Consider the following 19,728-nt stretch of genomic DNA (forward strand, 5'->3'; position numbering starts at 1 on the left):
GCCTCAATAACTCTTGTAAGGCAGAAATTTCCCGCTCATGACGATCTTGACCCGGTCGCCTTTCGGATCGGGTTCACGCTGCAAATCCATACTAAAGTCAATGGCGCTCATGATGCCGTCACCAAACTCTTCATGGATCAAAGCCTTAAACGTGGTGCCGTAGACATTCACCAGTTCGTAGAAACGGTAAATCAGCGGGTCGGTCGGCACCGCGCTGGGTAGCGAACCTTTGTAAGGCACCACTTGCAGCTGCGCAATAGCCTCCGACGGCAAATCCAGCAGCGCTCCGACAGTAGCGGCTTGTGCGGCGTTCAAGGTCATCTGCCCCAGCAATGCGGCGGTGGTCCATTCCTTACTTAAACCAATCGCTTCAGCCAGTTGCGTCCAGCTCAATTGCTTGGCCAGCTTTTGCGTGACGACCAATTCGGTCACTTCGTTGCGTGTCATGTTTAACTCCTTAGCTTGGTTAACAGCGAGAAAAAGCCCCGTGCTCAGCGGCATCGGGGCCGGATCGCTTGGCGCTTAGTTGAAAGAGCGCTTCGGCGCAGTTTTGACATGCGTGGAATACAGCGTCAAACCGGTAAACGCCAAACCGCCGACCAGATTACCCAACACGGTGGGGATCTCGTTCCAGACAAAATAATCCATGATCGAAAAATTGCCGCCCATGATCAAACCGGAGGGGAACAAAAACATGTTCACCACCGAGTGTTCGAAGGTCATACCAAAGAACAGCATGATAGGCATCCACATTGCGATCACCTTACCGCTGACCGAGGTGGAAATCATCGCCCCGACCACGCCGGTGGATACCATCCAGTTACACAGCATGCCGCGGATAAAAATGGTCAGCCAGCCGGCAATGCCGTATTTGGCATAGCCCAGGGTTCGCGCTTCGCCGATGCCGGCGAGTTTTTTACCGACGGCGTCCGGTTCCACGGAGAAGCCATAAGTAAAGACCACCGACATCATCACCGCCACTGTCAACGCGCCGAGAAAATTGCCTAAAAACACCAAGCCCCAGTTTCTGAGCACGCCGCTCAACGTCACCCCGGCGCGCTTGTCTAACCAGGCCAGCGGCGTTAATACGAACACGCCGGTCAGCAAATCGAAACCCAATAAATACAACATGCAAAAACCGACCGGGAACAAAATCGCCCCAAAGATCGGCGAGTTGGTTTGCACGGTAATCGACACGGCAAATACCGCCGCCAACGCCAGGATCGCCCCGGCCATGTAAGCGCGAATTAACGTGTCGCGGGTAGACATGAAGATTTTGGATTCACCGGCATCGACCATCTTTGTAACGAATTCCGAAGGGATCAGATAGGACATAACTCACCTTTAAATTGTGGGAACGACTTGAATGTCGGTGGTTATCAAGCACCGCCATTCGTTTGATTAAGCCTGTATGCGCAAGCTAAAGTTCCCTTGGAAACGGCGTGTTTGTGATCAGCGAAAGTCCTGAAGGGATAAAAGCAGGACAACGGCCGAGCAAACAGTATTGCGGGTTATAAAACCAGCAACGTTTCAACGCCGTTGTTGAAGGGAACCGAGGGTGCGCCATTGCACCGGGGAAATTGCAGCACGGATTGTGCCAGCGTTTTGAATCCAGCCCAACCAAGCTTTGCGCTGCCAACCTCAGCAAGCCAAACCCGCATCACGCACCAAAACGGACTGCCACCGCACCAAAACAGGAAAACACCAATCTGAGACAAGTCCGGAGACAGATACGAAGCCATTATCAGCAATCAGCTTCCGGCAACCGGCCCCTTGCGGCTATTTTCAGCAAAAACATCGAGTAGCGGCTATGCTTCGCCGACATTTATCCAGTAACCGTTTCTAATGCCACCGCCCTATGTAGCCGAGCCTATGCCATCGTCGTCGCTTAATAAAAAACTGGTTCTTACTTACAGTCTATGGAAAAAACTACTGGCCCTATTGGGATTAGCACTAGCCTTACGAATAGGTTGGGCGGGATTTCTGAGCAATTTCTTCATCCTCGAAGTTAGTTTTATTTTGTTGGGCATTTATTGGGCATGGGTGATTCTTGGCATCGTCTCGACTATATCGATTACTTTTTATCCAGATAAAATCGTCAAACGCATGTGGTTCGGTCAAATCACAATCCCTACTCACGCATTGATGGACGTTATATCCCGAAGCCCAAGTAGCGGCGAATCATTGCGATTTTTTCACGGATCGAGCAAAAACATCCGCGAGTCTATTCAGGTGGCGGGCTATTTTTTATCTCCAGAGCTGCGACTATGGCTGGACTCCTATCGCCGCAACATCTATCGACTAGGTGGCTTTTCCAGCCGCCCGTTGAGCAGCAACAGCGCTGTCTGCGTGGAGTTCGATAAAGCCGTGTCGTCTTTCCGTTTCATGGCCGTGCTGACCGGCGTCTATCTGCTGGTGTACGTGATTTATGCAACGATGCTGTACTGGCAATATCCGCTGTTTACCGGTTACGCGCCTCAATTGCCGGCCTGGCCGGTGCGCTTGTTGTTTGTTGCCATCGCCTTGGCGGCCTATCCGCTATTGCAAACGCTGGTCAAGCCACCCATCGGCGTTTCGAACTATACGGTGCGCGTGGCGCTGGCCCAGCAACGAGCCTTCCGCTCAACATTGATCGCCAATGGCGTGGCCTGGTTGGGCTTACCGCTGTTTCTGTTGTGCGGTAACAGGCTGGATTTTTATCTGCTGTTGTCGATAGGCGCGCTTTATCACTACGACTTCTATCCCCGGCTATCCACCTGGGAAAGCGTGTTGCAAGCCGCACCGGAAACCCGGCCGGTGCAAGCGGCAGTCCCTCGGCGTTCCATGCAGGTGTCACTGGCTTTGTTGGGCGGCTTATCGCTAGCCAATTATCACGGCAACCCCGACGATTTTCGGATCCGCCAACAAGATTGCGTCGACGACCAGGGCAACCCGATTGAATGCCGAAGCAGCGGTGGCCACGGCGGCGGCTCGAGCTCCCGTTATAGCGGCAATGGCAGCGCGGACAGCCATAGTTCGGTCAGGCGCGGCGGCTTTGGCTTCTTCGGCGGTTCGCATAGTTCTTTCGGCGGCTAAGTATGCAACGGATCGAACTAAGGCCCCGCGCCGATTGGCAGCAGCGGGTCGAAGCCGTGGGGATGAATTATCACACCCTGGACGGCGATGTTTATTGGGACGAATCAGCCTGCTATCGCTTCACGGCCAGCCAGATCGATATTCTCGACGATGCCACCGCCGAATTGCATGCATTGTGTCTAAAAGCCGTTCAGGCCATCATCGACCGCAAGTTGTTCAAGCAATTGTTGATTCCGGATTGGGCCGTGCCCTATATTGTCGACTCTTGGGAACGCCGCGAACCCAGCGTTTACGGCCGCTTCGATTTGGCCTGGGACGGCAGCGGCCAACCCAAACTGCTGGAATACAACGCCGACACACCCACCGCGTTGCTGGAAGCCGGCGTGGTGCAATGGTTCTGGTTGCGGGATTGCTATCCGGACGCCGATCAATTTAATTCGATACACGAAAAACTGCTGGTCTTTTGGCAAGATTACCGGCAACGCCAGCCCAGCCTGCATTTTGCCGGCGTCGACAGCAGCGACGAAGACAGCGGCAATCTGGAATATCTGCGCGACACTGCCGTGCAGGCCGGCCTGCAAACCCATCGTCTGGCTATCGACCAAATCGGCTGGGACGCCAACCGGCAACGCTTTGTCGATCTGCGCAATAACCCCATTGATGCGCTATTCAAACTGTATCCCTGGGAATGGCTGTTACAAGAAGAGTTTGGACCTTACTTGCCGCAAGCCCAACCGGCGATGCTGGAACCGCCCTGGAAACTACTGCTCAGCAACAAAGGCCTGTTGCCTATTTTGTGGGAGCTGTTTCCCGGCCACCCCAATCTGCTGGAGGCCAGTTTCGCCGACCGACCGCTACTGGGCGATTATGTACGCAAGCCGCTGTATTCCCGGGAAGGCGCCAATATCCAGATTCGCCGGGGCGCCAGCCTCGTCGAAACCGGCGGCAGTTACGGGGGCGAGTCCTGCATTTATCAACGCTATACCCCGCTGCCCGAGTTTGGCGGCAATTTCCCGGTGATCGGCTCCTGGATCATCGCCGATCAACCCGCCGGCATCGGCATCCGTGAAGACAAAACCGAAATCACCGGCAACAATAGCCGCTTCATCCCGCATTATTTCGTCGAGAATTGACTATGGAATCGCTAGACCTCTCTCACATCCTGGCCGGCGCCAACGGCTTTTTTCTGCATTTCATCGCGGCCGCCGCGCTAACCGGCGCGTTTGCTTTTTGTTATCTGTGGATTACGCCGTACGCGGAATTTAAACTAATCCGCGAGGGTAAAACCGCGCCGGCCGTGGCGTTTAGCGCCGCGCTGCTGGGCTTTGTGTTGGCGCTGTCCGGCGCCGTCGCCAACAGCGTGTCGTTTATCGATATGTTGATTTGGGCCGGTATTGCTTTATTTTTGCAAGTGCTGGTATTTGTTGGACTGCGGCTGGCTTTCGCGGACCTGTGCAAACGCATTGCCGACGACGAACTGGGACCCGCCATCGTCCTGGCCGGCTTCGCGCTCGCGGCGGGCTTATTAAGCGCGGCCTGCATGACTTATTAACGCCGTGACTGCCAGCAAACGCATCTTAATCGTCGAAGACGAACCGGCGATTGCCGACACCTTGATTTATGTGCTGAACAGCAGCGGTTACCGAACCGAGCACGTCGGATTACTGCAAACCGCCTTGGTCAGATTGCAATCCACCGAGTTCTCTTTGGTGATTCTCGATGTCGGCCTGCCGGACGGTAACGGCTTTGACTTGTGCCGGCAGTTGCGTCGATTTTCGGATATTCCGGTGATTTTTCTGACCGCGCACGGCGACGAAATCGACCGTATCGTCGGCTTGGAAATCGGTGCCGACGACTATGTGACCAAGCCGTTTAGTCCGCGCGAAGTGGCGGCCAGAGTTGGCGTAATTCTGCGCCGACTTGGTACAGCGGATACTAATAAGCCAGCAGCGCCGCCTAACGCCCAGTTTGATTTGGATAGCCAAGCCGGCCGCATCGGCTATTACGGGCAATTGCTGGATTTGACCCGTTACGAATTTTTGTTGCTGAAACTATTCATCGAACACCCCGAGCGGATTTTCTCCCGCGAACAACTGTTGGAAAGAATCTGGCAAGACCCCGGCGATGTGTTCGACCGCACCGTCGATACCCACATCAAAACCCTGCGTGCCAAACTGCGCTTGGCCGCCGCCAACCAAGATCCGATACGCACGCATCGCGGCCTGGGTTATAGCTTGCAAAGCCGATGAAGTTATCGGTACGGCTGTTTTTAGGTTATTTCCTGCTGGTGGCCGTGACCGGGCAACTGGTGCTGTTACTGGTGGTGAAGCAGATCGACCCCGGCGTGCGCACCGCGCTGGAAGCCAGTTTGGTCGATACCGCCAACCTGCTGGCCGAACTGGCCGCGCCGGATTTGCGGCAAGGCAGCATCGCCGACGGCCATTTCGCTCAAGCGGTCAAGCGCTACAGCAAGCGGCCGGTATCCGCGACCATCTTCGGCTTTCCGAAACAAACGCTGGATTACCGGGTTTACGTCACCGACGCGGCCGGCATCGTCCAATTTGATTCGGCGGGAACGGCAATCGGCGAAAACTACTCGCGCTGGAACGATGTGTATCTAACCCTGCAAGGCCAATACGGCGCGCGTTCCTCGCAGGCCAATCCCGGCGATAAGGCCAGCTCGACCATGCATGTCGCGGCGCCGGTGCGCTACGGCGATAAATTGATAGGTGTGGTTACCGTCGCCTACCCCACCGCCCTGCTGCAACCCATTGTCGACGCCAGCAAGCATGCCATACAACGCGGGGCCTTCTGGTTGTTCGGCGGCGCTTTACTATTCGGCGCGGTTTTCAACTGGCGCTTGACCCGCGCCATCGAGCTATTGGTCCGTTATGCGCGCAGCATCGCGTCCGGCGGCAAAGCCAGCCCGCCCAAATTGCGCAGCGTCGAATTGTCCACACTGGCACACGCCTTGGAAAGCATGCGCCAGGAACTGGAAGGCAAACAATACGTCGAACGATACGTACAAACCTTGACTCATGAAATGAAAAGCCCGCTGGCCGCCATTCGTGGCGCGGCCGAATTGCTGGAAGAACCGCTGCCGGATGCCAACCGCCGCCGCTTCGCCGCCAATGCCCGCGAACAAGCCGAGCGCCTGGACCAGTTAATCGAACGGCTATTGGGGCTGGCGGAGTTAGAGCAGCGCCAGCAATTATCCGATCCACAACTATTGGATTTAGGTGAGATGGTCAATAGTGTCCTGGCGGAAAAAGCCCCGCAATTGCTGCAACTGCATTTGCAAACCGCCGTGTCGCTAGACGAACCGCTACCAGTGCTGGCGGAAGAGTTTTTATTGCGGCAGGCCATCTCCAATCTTTTGGATAACGCCTTGGCCTTTGCCCCTGCCGAGTCCACAATCGAAATCGACGGCCGCCGCGACGGCAAACAAATCATCTTGCGCATCCGCGACCACGGCCCAGGCATTCCTGACTACGCGCTGGCGCGAGTGTTCGAACGCTTCTACTCCCTGCCCCGCCCCAACAATGGCCGTAAGAGCACCGGCCTGGGACTGGCTTTCGTTCGAGAAGTGGCTGCGCTACATGGCGGCGAGATCAAGGTCGGCAATGCAGAGGGCGGCGGGGCGATGGCAGCGTTGAATTTGCCGGAAAGTGATTGAGAAACAGTGCAATCGACGATCAATTTACCTTTGTCTGATCATCATTCCAAACTCCTGAATTCTGACTAGCCAAAGGAAGAAAAATGAAAACATCGATAATTGCAGTCGTCAATTTCAATGTCCGTATTCTCAAAACCAGCCAAGCGTGGCAAGCTGGCAAATATGATCTTTAAGGTCATAGTTTTCTGCTTGGCTGTATTGCCGATACAGGTATTTGCTTGCAGTTGTTGGGATCCAGAGCCGGAAGAGTATCTTCAAGCCAGCACATTGATTTTCAAAGGTATTGTTGAATCGGTTGAAAAAATTGTGCCGACATCCGTAGCGGACAAATATAGCATTGCCACAATACCCGATGAACTCGCATCAAGCCGCGCTAAATTTAAACTGACAACCTCCTATAAAGGACCGGAATCCAAAGAGATCGATATCGAATTTCATAACAATAGCGCGAGTTGCGGATGGGATTTTTCTGTTGGCAAGGAGGTAACCGTGTTTGCTGACGGCAATGCTCGGAATGGTTTCAAAACTAGCATGTGCATGATGTTCCCTTATGTATATTCTATTGAGCACGGCGATAATCGATATCAAAAAGCCATTGATGCTTACCGAAAAAAACGGAATTCCTTATTCTCCCTGTTACGAAACACACGTAAAAACCAAGTGTTATTACGAGAACCAGCCACCTTTTTCGTTCGAAATCAGGACTATGCTGCGGCAGAACTGGCGTTTAACCAAATACTTAAACTACGACTCAAAGACCTATCAGCCTTGGTAGGCCGGGCCGACGCCCGATACAAACAAGGCGCCTATGAACTTGCTTTGGCAGACTATCAGGCTATCCAAAAACTGGATATACAGAATAGTACTGCTCGACATGGAAAAACTTTTGCTTTGTTAAAACTTGGAAGAATTCAAGAACTTGGGGACGACAGAGACTTTAGCGGTTACGAAAATGATTTGGATCATTCGTCTTTCGCCGGCCTGAATTTGGCTGGTGCCAATTTCCGGGGCGCCAAACTTAGCAATACGGATTTCTCCGGAGCCGATTTGAGTAATGCCGATTTCTCTGAATCCGATATACATAGCTCTAATTTCAAGGGAGCGAAACTCAGTCATGCGAAATTTCGTAATCTAAAAAGCGCATCCGAAACACAATTCAATCACGCTGATCTTCGACACGCCGACTTTGGTGACACCGTTTTGTTTGCCACAAACTTCGACAACGCGATACTCGATGATGCCGATTTTTCTAGAGCCGACATGAGGCTCGCTTCCTTTGAGGGAGCTTCGATCAACAACACTAAATTGCACGGCAAACGTATGGTTTCAGCCAATCTACGCGGTTTGAAATTCGTTGATCAGGATTTATCTGGCGCGGACTTTCGAGGTGCCGATTTACGCGGCACGATCTTTCAATCCACGAATCTTAAGGGAGCTATTTTTGGCGTAGCAGAAGGGAAAATTACTAATCTACAAGACTCTGACTTGTCCAAGGCCAATCTCACCGATGTTGATTGGGGTCCCGTTATTGTCGACTGCCATACTAAGTTGCCGTATAACTTGGATATAGCAAAATTACTGGTCTTTCGTATATGGACTGGTTGCAAGGAAAATCCCCCGCGAACCGCTCCACCAACTACGTATCGCTTTCCATGGGGAATAGTACTGCAAGGTATAGATGCTTCGAATTCCTACTATGTTGACGGAGACTTGTCGAGATTTAGATTTCAGCACTCCAATTTCGACAACAGCGATTTTTCGCATGCCACGCTGATCGGTTTGGATATTCAAGGCGGAAGCTATCAAAAAGCTAACTTCGAATACGCCAATCTCACCAATGCTCATTTTACGGCAGTAAGCTTTAGCGAAGCTTCGTTTGCCCACGCCAATTTATCCAACGTCAAGTTAAGAGATGTGAATTTTTCCACAGCGAATCTGGAGGATGCGCAGCTTACAGGCCTGTGTTTCGACGTTAAGAGTAAATGGCCGGAAGGATTCGATCCGCTTGCCGCTGGCGCTAAGTTGTGCGAATAAGCTGCCGTGACCCACAACTGAGCAAAAGCCATCCGCAGTTAACGCCCCCAACGAATCCAATTCATCAAACAAACGCTCGATGCTCGCTTAGGTCCCCTCACAGCCTTTTAGGCTAGAGTGCGCGAAGTGTTCCCTAACAATTTAGCTTCTATTTGTCACGCAACCACTATCGCCAACCAGCCCTAAACATCACTTGTTTCCAGTCAGCAACAATCAAGTTTTTAACGTATATTTTCCGCATATTTGCAAAACCGGCGATCACTATCGATGGAAGACAATTACGCGATTTCCAGCCCAAAACACATGATCAATTACCTAACGGGAATCCCGCGGCGTCATTGCATTTTGTCCGCTCGCTATGCGGTTAATGATCAAGCGGTTTTAACCGTAATGTTACAAATTGACCTTAAGCAGAATGCTTTGGCGATAGACGCTCGAAAAATTAATAACACGATGGTTTGCGAGCTAATTCTCATAAGCCACAAATAAGCCGTGCAAAAAAATACCTAACAAAAAACCTGGTATATGCTTTCCTCGCTGAGTCTAACTAGCAAGACCATGCGGCCGCACTAAAAACACCCCCACAAAGTCGGCTGCAATTTTTTTAGTTCACGAGGAGAGTTTTTAATGTCATTGGATTTCGAAAAGCTGACCGTATACGGCAAATCGTTTAGCGGGTTTACCCCCGATAAGGAAGCTTTGTTGTTAGAGGTTGGGTCGCAAATTAAGCCGTATCTGGCGGCGGTAACCGACGAATTTTATCAACAGTTGAGCACCATACCGGAAACGGCTTCGTTTCTGGAAGGCCGAGTCGAGGGTTTGAAAAATACCCACCGCCTATGGATGGAAGGGCTATTCACAGGCCCCTATGATAAAGACTTTACCGCACAGATGTTCAAGGTCGGTGATGTGCATGTCAAGGTTAAGTTGCCTGTCGAATTCATGGCCGGAGCGATGACTTTGATCAATAACCGTCTTTTCACACTGATAGTTGAAACCTTTGGTGACGATAAGCAATATTGCGCTCGGACGATTGCCGCGGTTAACTCGGTAACCGGCTTTTCATTGCTGGTGATGCAGCAATCCTATCAAGCCTCGAGCCTGGCGGAAGAACTGGAAAAGTTTTTGAAAATTTCCGGCATGAGCCGCACGTTATTCACCAATCTGGCCTTGGCCTACAGAGACAAATAAGGAGATCACTATGCGCGCGGATTTATTAATATCTGTTTTGACGGAATTGAATGGTTCGTCGGCCGACATCGAAGCCAGTGGCGTGATATCGACTGATGGTTTAATGATGGCCTCGGTATTACCGGCTTCCATGGACGAAGACCGGGTAGGCGCGATGAGCGCCGCCATGTTGTCATTGGGTGACCGGACTGCGCAAGAGCTGGCGAGAGGCGAGTTGGAGCAAGTGCTGATCAAAGGCAAGGCCGGCTATGTGTTAATGACCTATGCCGGTTCTGAGGGTGTTCTCACCGTTTTAACCAAGTCATCGGCCAAATTGGGCTTGATATTTCTTGATGTTAAGCGAGCGGCGGTTCAGATCGCGGAGATGCTGTAAAGATTGAATTGGAGTGACGGGATTACGCCCGTCACCTCGATCTTACCACCGGTCAGACTGTTTTCCGCATCAGGCGGTCGATCCCCGCCTTCAAATACCTTTACCGCTCCCAGGGGGATGTCAATACCAAAGCTAGACAGATCAAGGTGCGCGCTATGCTTCCCTGACAACTTAGCCTGAATTTGTCACATCGGCACTCGCTCGTTGCTCCAGTGTCGCACCCACTAGACCTAAACGTCCCCGCCCTAAAAAGCTTAAGCCCCTACTTATTTCCAACAAGGCAACAATCCGGTTTTTAACGTATATTTTCCGCATATTTGCAAAACCGATGATCACTAGCAATGGAAAACGACTACGCGATTTTTAGCCCGAAACAGATTGTCAATTATTTAACGGAGATCCAGCAGCGTAATTGCATTTTGTCGGCTCGCTATGGCGCGGATAATCAGGCGTTTTTAACTGCGATTGTGCAAATCGACCCTAAACACAATACCTTGGCGATAGACATTGCGCCCACCCAGGAATTGACAGACCGTTTGTTACTGAGCAAGCGCGCGCATTTCTTCACACAGGTGGATGGGATTGATGCGGCTTTTCAAGGGGTGAACATCAAACTGGCGCAAAGCACGCATGGTGCGGTACTGACCATGCCCTTGCCCGATAGACTGTACTGGCGGCAACGGCGTAATTATTACCGGGTGAAAGTGCCGCAGTCGCATGCCGGCACGTATTGCCAATTCGGTTTTAAGCTAAGCGGTGCGGATGGCGAACAAATATCTGTCGTTAAAACCTTCAAACTGATCGATATTGGCTTGTGCGGACTGGCTTTATTGAATCCGGACCATGATTTGCAACAGGAATTGCTTAGTGTTGAAGTCGTCAGTTGCACCTTATTTCTGCAAGACCACGAACACCACCACGCCGACGTTGCGATGCGCGCCAAATACAGTATCGACGTCAAAACCAATACGATAAGCACTGCGCATCGCATAGGTTTTCAATTTACCGCCATTTCGCCGGCTTTTGAGAGTAGTGTGCAGATCTACATGCAATCTATCGAACGGATGCTGAAAAACATCGAGAGTCATTGAATCGGCGCTAACTCGCGCTGTTTCCGTTAATCTCCAAGTTTAGCTGGGCTCAAACTAAAAACGGCAATACCTTATTTACCAAAAGGTCCTAGGTTTGCCATTCCACCCGTTTAGACAATAGGCAATATATCGTGTCAGTCATCAGGTTATTGCTACCCGCGCAAGGGTTTGCAGAAATTAGCCTTAATCCGAAAGAATTGGAAAACCAAGGCATTGCCGTCATCACAATCGAGCCAAACACTACGGAACCGATGAATTTGTTGGCTTTAGACGTCGTCCTGATCGATGGTGACGCGGCGTTGCTAGACAATCTGGATCTGATCGATCAAATAAAAGGCATTACACCCACCTGTAAGTTTGTAGCCTTGCTTAGCCATTCCAGCGCCCATGCCCTGACGTATTTGCAGGTCGGAGTGACCGGGTTGCTGAGATGGTTTCCCGACGCGGCCAAGTTGGCTGAGATCATCCGCACGATTGTGCAGGGTGAATATTACCTGGACCAAGAGATTGCCCAATTGCTGGCCATGCGGCAAATCAAACAACAGTTAGAACCCTTTGTTTCTCTGAGCTCCCGCGAGTTTGATGTGTTTTGCCTATTAGCCGAAGGTTGTTCGTTGCAAACGGTAGCCGCGCAACTCGGTATCAGCAGTAAAACGGTCTCCAATTGCCAAACTCAAATCAAGCTGAAACTGGTTATCGACAGTCGGGACACACTGACAAAATTTGCCAATAGCCATGGCTTGATTATGCATAAAGGCGTATGATTCCCGATATTCGGGAATTTTTCCTATTTTTGCGAGGTGGTTTATGAAAAAGTCAGTGTTAGCATTATCTGTATTAGCCGGTTTTGGCATGTTGTCCGCTAATGCCTTAGCAGCCGATCAAGGCTTGGAAAATTGCATCCAAGCCGTCAAAAAAGAAAAAGCGGGTGAGCTGGTCAAACTGGAAAAGCTCAACGTAGCCGGTAAAGGCGCCTATGAACTGGAACTGCGCGACAACAACCGCCAGGAATGGGAATACATGTGCGATGCCGACAGCGGCAAGCTGACTGAAAAAGAAGCTGAAGTAGCCGACCCCAATAGCCAGGCATTCAAAAAGAATGTCAAAATCACCGAGGAAGATGCCGCGGCAATTGCGTTAAAAGCCAACCCCGGCAAGATTGAGGAAGTCGAATACGAAGTGGAGGAAAACGGCGGCTCGTCTTACGAATTCGACATCGTGAATGACAAAGGCTTAGAAACCAAAATCGAAGTGGATGCCGCCAGCGGCAAAATCATCGAAACCGCCACCGAGGAATGGGAAATCGGCGAAGAGGCTGACGAAAAACGTTAATTCCGGGGCCAGCAACTTCCACAACCCTGGCAGTTTTGGGGCTCTCACTATTAGAGCCCCAGCACCCGCCGCCGAATATACCAATTAACGCCGGGTATACCGGTGTTTTACCCCAACGGGGAAATAATCCGCATCCGCAAAGTTATGAAGGCTAATCATCGGCAGTTGTTTTTCGGCTGGGGTGTAATGGGCAAACTCGCTGTTCAGACGCAGTAGTTGTGCGCGGATAGAGGCGGCTATCGTCGGCGCCATCGCCGGTTCGGGCGCCACGCCAGGCAATAATTCCACGGCAATCTGCAGATACTTATCGCCCTCCGCATTTTCCTGAGTTTGCAATACAAACTTACCGGTCACCCAGGCCATGATCTCCGGCTGTTCCAGACCTACCGTGACGTTTTCCGGATAGATATTGGCGCCGTAGTAGGACACGGTAAAATCGGCGCGGCCGAACACATACACAAACGGCAAATTACGCGCTTGAAAACTGCTAGCCAAACCTAAATCCTCGACCGACTGCACGCCGTGCTGCCGCAAAAAATCCCACAGTTGCTCATAGCTCAGCACCCCGCCCTTGTCGGCGATGTGATAGCGCAGTAAAGGTACGCTGTTTTCGCCTGAAACCACCAGCGTTCCATCGTGTACTTCAAAGAATCGGCTATACGGATCGTATTGCACCAGGGTGGGCAGCCGCGATTCGCCGAACAAAGCTCGGGCCGCTTCCGGTCGTTGCGCCAGCCAACGGCGAATGGCAATGCTAAGCGGCGTTTCGTTACCCAGCACGCCGCCGTCGGCGGTACCGTATAACGATGCGGAATCGAAACAAACCGACTGCGAGCCGATACGCTCGGACAGTAAGCTGCGCCATTCTTCACTGAATACTTCACCGGCAAACACAAGTTTGGGCTTGAATTGCGCCCAATTTATACCCTCGGCGGCACCGGCATCGATCACGTCTTTGACAAACGGCGGATACCCCAACAGCACGGTTTGCTCAAAGTGCGGCGCCAACTCGCGGACCACCCTAAAAATCTCGGCTTTATTATTGCCCGGCGTTGCCACCAGCAAGGGATAGCCCTTCTGCGCCAGATGCCAGCAGCAGGATGTGGTAAACAAGCCGCCCACCCAATTGCCCAAGGCAAAACACACCACCGCCAGCGTACTGCGTTTATCGGCCTGAAAACTGTCCTTGAACACTTGCTCGAAGCGCACCGCCACATCCAACTCATATGCCGCCGAACGCGGCCAGAAGGTCGGCACGCCGGTGGAGCCGGACGACACCGCAACCCTATCCACACCGATTAAACTACCGCCGAAGCAACGCGCCGGCAACGGGTAGGCTTGCATGTAGTTAGCTTTGCTGATTAACGGTAGCTTTTGAAAATCCGCGTAAGTATTAATCTGCCCTGGATCGATTTGCTGGGCTTGTAAAAACTGCCGATAAGCGGGAACCTCTGCCGCACAACGCTGAAATAGAGCCAGCATTTTTTGCTGCGGATTAAGCGCTTGATGCTTGGTAAGCTTGGTAAGCTTGGTAAGCAAGGTATCCAATGGCGTGGCCAGAAAATGTTGAAATGCTGCCGCAGAAGACGTCGTCGGTAAATCGCTCATTGCAAACCACCTGAAAAATGCTGGAAAAACCCTAAAGATATATTCTTGGATTGAATGTTTGGTAAAACGTTAATTCTGCACAACACCATGCCCATACCGATGCAAGCATTGAGATTAGACAAATCATTATCCTACCGCAACGATATGCCGATACCCGAATTAGCTGCCGGCGAAGCTTTGATTGCACTGCGCCTGGCCGGCATCTGCGCCACCGACCTGGAACTGGTGAAGGGTTATGCCGGTTTTTCCGGCATCCTCGGCCATGAATTTGTCGGTACGGTCATCGCCGTTGCCGATGACAAACACAGAGATTGGCTGAACCGGCGCGTGGTTGGTTCCATCAATATCGGCTGCAACGCCTGCGAGGTGTGCCAGCGCGACGGCCCCGAGCATTGCCTGAATCGTAAAGTGCTGGGAATACGCGGCAAAGACGGGGTATTCGCCGATTATTTCAGCCTGTCGATTGCCAACTTGTACACCGTGCCCGACGCTGTGACTGACCAAGCCGCCGTGTTTACCGAGCCGCTGGCCGCTGCTTTGCGCGTAGTAAAACAAATAGCCGCACTGCCCATCACCGACATCGCGGTCGTCGGCCCCGGCCGCTTGGGTTTGTTGATCGCCAAGGTGTTAAGTCTGGCCGGCTACCAGATCACGGTGTTGGGCCGGTCGGCGGCATCCTTGGCATTACCTAAACAGTGGCAACTGGCGACCGGCTTGACTAACGAGATTCCAGACAACAGCTTCGACTGCGTCGTCGACGCCAGCGGTCAGACCTCAGGCTTTACGCAAGCCTTGCGCATCGTCAAACCGCGCGGCACCTTGGTGTTGAAAAGCACCTTCGCGGCCGACGCGGCACTGGATTTAAGCAAAGTGGTGGTTTACGAAATCAACATCATCGGCTCCCGCTGCGGCCCCTTCGCGGACGCATTAGCGCTTCTGGCGGAAAACAAGCTGCCCGTGGAAACCATGATAGACGGCCAATACCCACTGAGCGATGGACTTGCCGCGTTCAATCACGCCGCCCAAGCCGGCGTCAGAAAAATTCTGTTACAGCCCGCACTGAATTCAGATTATTAACCCGCTTGAACTCACCAACACCGCCAGCGAGCGCAAGCTTAGAAGGCGTTAAGACGCCAGCAGCATATTATCCAAAGTCTTTTTCGCCAGCGCCGCCTGCTCGGCAGGCACGGAGACTTGGTTGACCACATGCCCGGCCGCCAGATTTTCCAGCACCCAACACAGATGCTGCGGGTCAGTGCGGAACATCGTCGAGCACATGCTTAAAGTGGGCGCCATGAAATGCACGCTTTTGCCTTGGGCTTTGCATTCCTGGTTCAGGCGATTAACCAGATTCAGTTCTGTCGCTACCAACCAACGGGTATTGGCTTCGGCTTCGCGGACGATTTTCAAAATCATTTCAGTGGAACCGATGTAATCGGATTTTTCGCACACTTCAAAACAGGCTTCCGGGTGAGATATGACGATGGTTTCCGGGTGTTTTTCCTTGAAGGCGTCGATTTGCTCCGGCTGGAAAGCTTGATGTACGGAACAATGCCCCTTCCAAAGAATAATCTTGGCATCGCGGATTTGCTGCTCGGTCAAACCGCCCTGCGGTTTGTTGAAATCCCAGGTCACCATGTGTTCCAGCGGGATGCCCATCCGGTAGCCGGTATTGCGGCCCAAATGCTGATCGGGGAAGAACAATACTTTTTCGCGTTTGGCAAAGCTCCATTTCAGGATTTTTTCGGCATTGGAAGAGGTACAGACAATACCGTCATGCTGGCCGCAAAACGCTTTTAAGTCGGCGGCGGAATTGATGTAAGTCACCGGGGTGACGGTGTTTTCCACGTCAATCACTTTCGCCAATTCGTCCCAGCATTGTTGGACTTTGACCTTATTGGCCATGTCGGCCATGGAACAACCAGCCGCCAAATCCGGCAAAATCGCGATTTGCTCCGGCCGCGACAAAATATCCGCCACTTCCGCCATGAAATGCACGCCACAAAAGACGATGTATTCGGCTTCCGATTGCGCCGCTTCCCGCGATAATTTCAATGAGTCGCCGAATATATCCGCATGTTTGAATACTTCGTCGCGTTGGTAATGATGGCCCAGAATAATGCAGCGTTTGCCGAGTTTGGTTTTGGCGGCTTCTATGCGCGCGGCACATTCGGCATCATCGAGCAGGGCGTAATCATGGATAGGTAAGGCTGCAGTCATTTTTTAACCTGAAAACAAAAAGCGAGAATTTCGAAAACTTAGGCCCGGCTTTTACAGCCGGTTCCATGGGTCATGCCGACAAAGCATGATTGAGTAAAGTGAGGCCAATCCAGCCAAAACCAAGGGTGGTGACGACAAAACTCAAAGCGGAATAGATCCGCCATATCGGCTTGGTCCAAAAATCCGGATCGAATGCCGCCACCACAAACACACCGGGATTGGTCAAGCCACCGATCACGACCAACCAACAAGCGGTGACCGGCAGCGGAACTTTTGTGCCGTAAAAGCCCAGGCAAAACAGCGCCATCAACGCAAAGTCCACATGCGCCCGAATCAGGGTTTTGTAGTCTTTTAAAAACTCGCCGTCTATGCCTTTGATCGGAAACCATTTGGCAAAAGTCATCAGCCATGCGGATAACAATATGGCGAAGATCATCAAAACGGCGCCTATCAATAATATTTCCATGATTTTTTAGTCTGTGATTGTAAAAATTAGATTGAGGTCCACGCCATTTCATTCACCAGGCCCTTATATCTTCTGGTGTCGTCAATCCCGCCTGAGCGCAAACGACGATATTCGCGGGCGGAGAAGCGGGGCCCAAACCGAAAAGTGGGCGCGCAGTTCAATATAAAGCGTGCTGAAGCAAACTCATAGCCCCAGCACCGCTTTGGTTTTGTACATATTGTAAAACCACCGGCACAAACTGGCTGACCATGGACGGATTCATACCCAAAGATTGAAACGATCCGGCTAAATTCGCCAGACTGCCGAGTTGCCCGCCCATTAACCCGCCCGCAGCGCCCAGCAACGATTGCGAGCCGGAAGCAGAAACCTGTTGCGGTACCGAGGACAAATAGCGGTCCATATCCGGTACGGCATTGCTCAATTGCGAAAAGTCACCGGGATTCATGCGTTGCTGCGCCACTGAAAAAATAGAACCCACGCCACCCAGCGCTTGCTGCGGGCTGATGCCCAATTGCCCAACCAGAATATCGATTAACCCTAATTGGTTGGCCTGCCCCACCGCACCGGCGATAGAACCTGCTGCACCATAGACGGCTGGCGACCCGCCCAAGGCAAAAGTCTGATCTGAAACCTGCTGTTGCACCGGTGCGCAAGCGCTGATGACCGCGAGAACACCGACTGCTGTAAAACCTTGCAAAACCTTCATTCTGTCGAACTCCTGAAAAACGCCGAAATACCGGACCAAGCCACATCATGGCCGCCAAAACCGGCACTGTAAATCGAAACCTGCCCAGGATACAACCTGGGCTCTTTTATCGCCGCAGGCGGACAGCCGCGGCGTCCTGTGCAAAGACGGCGTGTTATCTACCGATAACCGAGAAACTCCCCGCAAACATTGTGGGTAAAAATCGGCAATTCGCATGAATTCAGTATAATCCTGGCTTTAGCCACAAGAACAATAAAGGTAAAAATATGCTGAATATTCAAAAAACGCTCGAAGACTATTATCTTCGCTTGCAAGCCCATCCTAAATACCTGCATGTGATGACCTTGCCGCTGATGCAACGCTGGGGCGTGTTTATCGGCTTGTTTTTGCTCTCGCAAATCCTGGTATTCGGCAGCCTGTACCTTATTTTTGACAAAGTGGTGGTGATCGGCTTTCTAGCCAGCGTCCTGGCTGGATTAGCTACCGGCATCGGCGCCTTGCCGGCCTTGTTCTTTAAAAATATTTCCGACCGGCTATTCAACGGCTTGCTGGGCGCCGCAGCGGGCGTAATGCTGGCGGCCACCGCGTTTTCGCTACTGGTGCCCGGCTTGGATTACGGCGAACAAATCTGGCCCGGCAAAGGCTTGTGGATCGTATCGGCCGGCATGCTGATCGGCGCGCTGTTTTTACATTTTGCCGACAGCCGATTGCCGCATCTGCATTTTGATTCAGTCAGCGATCATTCCCTGGATTCGCTGCAAAAAATCTCTTTATTCATCATCGCCATCACCATCCATAACTTCCCGGAAGGCATGTCGGTCGGCGTCAGCTTTGGCTCCGGCGATATGAACAATGGCTTGGTGTTGTCTATTGCCATTGCATTGCAAAATTTGCCGGAAGGCCTGGCAGTCGCCCTGCCCCTAGTCGGCCTGGGTTACAACAAATGGAAAGCCGTCGCCATCGCTACGTTGACAGGTTTGGTGGAACCGGTAGGCGGTCTGTTGGGCATTACCATGGTCACGGTATTTTCGTCGATATTGCCGATTGCAATGGGGTTTGCAGCCGGTGCGATGTTGTTCGTCATCAGCGAAGAAATCATCCCGGAGACGCACGCCAAAGGCCGCTCGCGCATCGCTACATTTTCATTAATGGCCGGTTTCATCATCATGATGATCCTGGACAAAATACTGACATAAACACCGCCTAAACCAAGCGCGCCACCCAAAAAGCAGCAGCTTTTTGGGTGTTTTATCTTCCGATCAAACTCCTCAGTGCCGAATGGAATACCTAATCGCATTCATCACCCAAATAAGCACCTTAAACTTTGCGGAATTGCTCGCGACCGGCGGCACCAGCTTTGCACTGATAGCCGCCGCAGAAATCGGCGATAAAAGCCAACTGGTATGCATGACTCTGGCCTCCAAGCACAGACCGACTCCGGTGTTATTAGGAGCGATTGCCGCGTTCGCGCTGCTGAACACTTTGGCGGTGGTTTTTGGTGCGGCGATTGCGACATGGTTACCGGAATATCTGGTCGCAGCCACCGTCGCCCTGCTGTTTGCCGCATTCGGTCTGCATGCTTTGCTCAACCACGACGAAGACGATGACAACGAAGAAATCGTCGAGAAAAGCGGGCACGGCATTTTCTTTACGACCTTTTTATTGATCACCGTCGCCGAATTTGGCGATAAAACTCAATTGGCTGTCGTTGCATTCAGCAGTACCGCGCAACCGATTGCAGTGTGGCTGGGCTCGACGTTGGCGCTGGCGTTTACGTCCGCGCTGGGCGTGCTGGCTGGCCGCACCGTGTTGCAAAAAATCCCCTTGTCCTTGCTGCATAAAGCCAGCGGCGTGTTTTTCCTGATTTTATCGGCAGTTGCGGCTTATAAAGCTTACGAAAGCTTGCTGGCTGCGGGTTTGCTCCCCCAACTTTAGCCAAACTCCAGACTCGCAGCG

General features: G+C 52.1%; 21 protein-coding genes. 15 read left to right on the top strand and 6 right to left on the bottom strand.

What is annotated here, in order from left to right; translation table 11 throughout:
• Positions 1 to 3: 3 nt before the first annotated feature.
• Both cynS and JL719_RS17160 read right to left on the bottom strand, forming a co-directional pair.
• Positions 4 to 447, bottom strand: a complete 444-nt coding sequence (gene cynS, locus JL719_RS17155) for a cyanase (protein WP_033155489.1) — start codon at positions 445 to 447, stop codon at positions 4 to 6.
• A 75-nt stretch (positions 448 to 522) separates the two neighbouring features.
• Positions 523 to 1,335, bottom strand: a complete 813-nt coding sequence (locus tag JL719_RS17160) for a formate/nitrite transporter family protein (protein WP_033155490.1) — start codon at positions 1,333 to 1,335, stop codon at positions 523 to 525.
• A 537-nt stretch (positions 1,336 to 1,872) separates the two neighbouring features.
• On the opposite strand from JL719_RS17160, the gene JL719_RS17165 reads away from it, so the two are divergent.
• The 12 genes from JL719_RS17165 (at position 1,873) to JL719_RS17220 (ending at position 12,772) form a co-directional block, all read left to right on the top strand.
• Positions 1,873 to 3,075 carry a hypothetical protein gene (locus JL719_RS17165; RefSeq protein ID WP_033155491.1) on the top strand — a complete coding sequence of 401 codons (1,203 nt, stop codon included), beginning with the start codon at positions 1,873 to 1,875 and terminating at the stop codon, positions 3,073 to 3,075.
• A gap of 2 nt (positions 3,076 to 3,077) precedes the next feature.
• Positions 3,078 to 4,208, top strand: coding sequence for a glutathionylspermidine synthase family protein (locus tag JL719_RS17170; RefSeq protein ID WP_033155492.1), 1,131 nt, complete (start codon positions 3,078 to 3,080; stop codon positions 4,206 to 4,208).
• A 2-nt stretch (positions 4,209 to 4,210) separates the two neighbouring features.
• Positions 4,211 to 4,627 (top strand): DUF350 domain-containing protein, encoded by a 417-nt coding sequence (locus JL719_RS17175; protein ID WP_051669659.1) that lies wholly within the window; start codon positions 4,211 to 4,213, stop codon positions 4,625 to 4,627.
• A gap of 4 nt (positions 4,628 to 4,631) precedes the next feature.
• Entirely contained in the window at positions 4,632 to 5,324 is a 693-nt protein-coding gene (creB, locus tag JL719_RS17180) for a two-component system response regulator CreB (RefSeq protein ID WP_033155494.1), read from the top strand.
• Entirely contained in the window at positions 5,321 to 6,751 is a 1,431-nt protein-coding gene (gene creC, locus JL719_RS17185) for a two-component system sensor histidine kinase CreC (RefSeq protein ID WP_033155495.1), read from the top strand. Before creB ends, creC begins: the two co-directional genes overlap by 4 nt.
• 117 nt (positions 6,752 to 6,868) lie before the next feature.
• Complete coding sequence (locus tag JL719_RS17190; protein WP_033155496.1) at positions 6,869 to 8,785, top strand: pentapeptide repeat-containing protein; 1,917 nt, start codon at positions 6,869 to 6,871, stop codon at positions 8,783 to 8,785.
• 267 nt (positions 8,786 to 9,052) lie between these two features.
• On the top strand, positions 9,053 to 9,274 hold the full coding sequence (locus tag JL719_RS24415) for a flagellar regulator YcgR PilZN domain-containing protein (protein ID WP_033155497.1): 222 nt from the start codon (positions 9,053 to 9,055) through the stop codon (positions 9,272 to 9,274).
• 138 nt (positions 9,275 to 9,412) lie between these two features.
• Positions 9,413 to 9,976: a protoglobin domain-containing protein gene (locus tag JL719_RS17200; protein WP_033155498.1), complete on the top strand. Its 564-nt coding sequence runs from the start codon at positions 9,413 to 9,415 to the stop codon at positions 9,974 to 9,976.
• A 10-nt stretch (positions 9,977 to 9,986) separates the two neighbouring features.
• Positions 9,987 to 10,349, top strand: a complete 363-nt coding sequence (locus JL719_RS17205; RefSeq protein ID WP_033155499.1) for a roadblock/LC7 domain-containing protein — start codon at positions 9,987 to 9,989, stop codon at positions 10,347 to 10,349.
• Between the two features lie 341 nt (positions 10,350 to 10,690).
• A complete protein-coding gene (locus JL719_RS17210; RefSeq protein ID WP_033155500.1) occupies positions 10,691 to 11,440 on the top strand; it encodes a flagellar brake protein in 750 nt (249 codons plus the stop codon).
• 131 nt (positions 11,441 to 11,571) lie between these two features.
• Positions 11,572 to 12,204: a LuxR C-terminal-related transcriptional regulator gene (locus JL719_RS17215; RefSeq protein ID WP_051669661.1), complete on the top strand. Its 633-nt coding sequence runs from the start codon at positions 11,572 to 11,574 to the stop codon at positions 12,202 to 12,204.
• Positions 12,205 to 12,247: 43 nt separating this feature from the next.
• Entirely contained in the window at positions 12,248 to 12,772 is a 525-nt protein-coding gene (locus JL719_RS17220) for a PepSY domain-containing protein (RefSeq protein ID WP_033155501.1), read from the top strand.
• 84 nt (positions 12,773 to 12,856) lie between these two features.
• Here JL719_RS17220 and JL719_RS17225 read toward each other — a convergent pair whose 3' ends face one another.
• On the bottom strand, positions 12,857 to 14,380 hold the full coding sequence (locus JL719_RS17225) for a phenylacetate--CoA ligase family protein (RefSeq protein ID WP_033155502.1): 1,524 nt from the start codon (positions 14,378 to 14,380) through the stop codon (positions 12,857 to 12,859).
• 54 nt (positions 14,381 to 14,434) lie between these two features.
• On the opposite strand from JL719_RS17225, the gene JL719_RS17230 reads away from it, so the two are divergent.
• Complete coding sequence (locus JL719_RS17230; protein WP_051669663.1) at positions 14,435 to 15,457, top strand: MDR/zinc-dependent alcohol dehydrogenase-like family protein; 1,023 nt, start codon at positions 14,435 to 14,437, stop codon at positions 15,455 to 15,457.
• A 48-nt stretch (positions 15,458 to 15,505) separates the two neighbouring features.
• Here the strand turns inward: JL719_RS17230 and nadA are convergent, their stop codons facing one another.
• From nadA to JL719_RS17245, 3 genes are all read right to left on the bottom strand, one after another.
• On the bottom strand, positions 15,506 to 16,600 hold the full coding sequence (nadA, locus tag JL719_RS17235) for a quinolinate synthase NadA (protein WP_033155503.1): 1,095 nt from the start codon (positions 16,598 to 16,600) through the stop codon (positions 15,506 to 15,508).
• Positions 16,601 to 16,670: 70 nt separating this feature from the next.
• Positions 16,671 to 17,066 carry a hypothetical protein gene (locus tag JL719_RS17240; RefSeq protein WP_033155504.1) on the bottom strand — a complete coding sequence of 132 codons (396 nt, stop codon included), beginning with the start codon at positions 17,064 to 17,066 and terminating at the stop codon, positions 16,671 to 16,673.
• A 157-nt stretch (positions 17,067 to 17,223) separates the two neighbouring features.
• Positions 17,224 to 17,772 carry a DUF2780 domain-containing protein gene (locus JL719_RS17245; RefSeq protein ID WP_033155505.1) on the bottom strand — a complete coding sequence of 183 codons (549 nt, stop codon included), beginning with the start codon at positions 17,770 to 17,772 and terminating at the stop codon, positions 17,224 to 17,226.
• A 266-nt stretch (positions 17,773 to 18,038) separates the two neighbouring features.
• On the opposite strand from JL719_RS17245, the gene JL719_RS17250 reads away from it, so the two are divergent.
• Together JL719_RS17250 and JL719_RS17255 are read left to right on the top strand one after the other, a co-directional pair.
• Positions 18,039 to 18,968 carry a ZIP family metal transporter gene (locus JL719_RS17250; protein ID WP_033155506.1) on the top strand — a complete coding sequence of 310 codons (930 nt, stop codon included), beginning with the start codon at positions 18,039 to 18,041 and terminating at the stop codon, positions 18,966 to 18,968.
• 82 nt (positions 18,969 to 19,050) lie between these two features.
• Positions 19,051 to 19,707: a TMEM165/GDT1 family protein gene (locus JL719_RS17255; RefSeq protein ID WP_033155507.1), complete on the top strand. Its 657-nt coding sequence runs from the start codon at positions 19,051 to 19,053 to the stop codon at positions 19,705 to 19,707.
• Positions 19,708 to 19,728 lie beyond the last annotated feature (21 nt).

This window comes from Methylomonas sp. LW13, from assembly GCF_016865255.1.
Classification (GTDB): domain Bacteria; phylum Pseudomonadota; class Gammaproteobacteria; order Methylococcales; family Methylomonadaceae; genus Methylomonas.

What these genes read in the sequence shown, in the direction of transcription:
- nadA (WP_033155503.1), bottom strand. Translation starts at nt 16,600, where the DNA reads ATGACTGCAGCCTTACCTATCCATGATTACGCCCTGCTCGATGATGCC.
- JL719_RS17170 (WP_033155492.1), top strand. Translation starts at nt 3,078, where the DNA reads ATGCAACGGATCGAACTAAGGCCCCGCGCCGATTGGCAGCAGCGGGTC.
- JL719_RS17165 (WP_033155491.1), top strand. Translation starts at nt 1,873, where the DNA reads ATGCCATCGTCGTCGCTTAATAAAAAACTGGTTCTTACTTACAGTCTA.
- JL719_RS17250 (WP_033155506.1), top strand. Translation starts at nt 18,039, where the DNA reads ATGCTGAATATTCAAAAAACGCTCGAAGACTATTATCTTCGCTTGCAA.
- JL719_RS17255 (WP_033155507.1), top strand. Translation starts at nt 19,051, where the DNA reads ATGGAATACCTAATCGCATTCATCACCCAAATAAGCACCTTAAACTTT.
- JL719_RS17245 (WP_033155505.1), bottom strand. Translation starts at nt 17,772, where the DNA reads ATGAAGGTTTTGCAAGGTTTTACAGCAGTCGGTGTTCTCGCGGTCATC.
- JL719_RS17205 (WP_033155499.1), top strand. Translation starts at nt 9,987, where the DNA reads ATGCGCGCGGATTTATTAATATCTGTTTTGACGGAATTGAATGGTTCG.
- JL719_RS17175 (WP_051669659.1), top strand. Translation starts at nt 4,211, where the DNA reads ATGGAATCGCTAGACCTCTCTCACATCCTGGCCGGCGCCAACGGCTTT.
- JL719_RS17225 (WP_033155502.1), bottom strand. Translation starts at nt 14,380, where the DNA reads ATGAGCGATTTACCGACGACGTCTTCTGCGGCAGCATTTCAACATTTT.
- JL719_RS17200 (WP_033155498.1), top strand. Translation starts at nt 9,413, where the DNA reads ATGTCATTGGATTTCGAAAAGCTGACCGTATACGGCAAATCGTTTAGC.
- JL719_RS17160 (WP_033155490.1), bottom strand. Translation starts at nt 1,335, where the DNA reads ATGTCCTATCTGATCCCTTCGGAATTCGTTACAAAGATGGTCGATGCC.
- cynS (WP_033155489.1), bottom strand. Translation starts at nt 447, where the DNA reads ATGACACGCAACGAAGTGACCGAATTGGTCGTCACGCAAAAGCTGGCC.
- creC (WP_033155495.1), top strand. Translation starts at nt 5,321, where the DNA reads ATGAAGTTATCGGTACGGCTGTTTTTAGGTTATTTCCTGCTGGTGGCC.
- JL719_RS17240 (WP_033155504.1), bottom strand. Translation starts at nt 17,066, where the DNA reads ATGGAAATATTATTGATAGGCGCCGTTTTGATGATCTTCGCCATATTG.
- JL719_RS17230 (WP_051669663.1), top strand. Translation starts at nt 14,435, where the DNA reads ATGTTTGGTAAAACGTTAATTCTGCACAACACCATGCCCATACCGATG.
- JL719_RS17190 (WP_033155496.1), top strand. Translation starts at nt 6,869, where the DNA reads ATGTCCGTATTCTCAAAACCAGCCAAGCGTGGCAAGCTGGCAAATATG.
- JL719_RS17220 (WP_033155501.1), top strand. Translation starts at nt 12,248, where the DNA reads ATGAAAAAGTCAGTGTTAGCATTATCTGTATTAGCCGGTTTTGGCATG.
- JL719_RS17210 (WP_033155500.1), top strand. Translation starts at nt 10,691, where the DNA reads ATGGAAAACGACTACGCGATTTTTAGCCCGAAACAGATTGTCAATTAT.
- JL719_RS24415 (WP_033155497.1), top strand. Translation starts at nt 9,053, where the DNA reads ATGGAAGACAATTACGCGATTTCCAGCCCAAAACACATGATCAATTAC.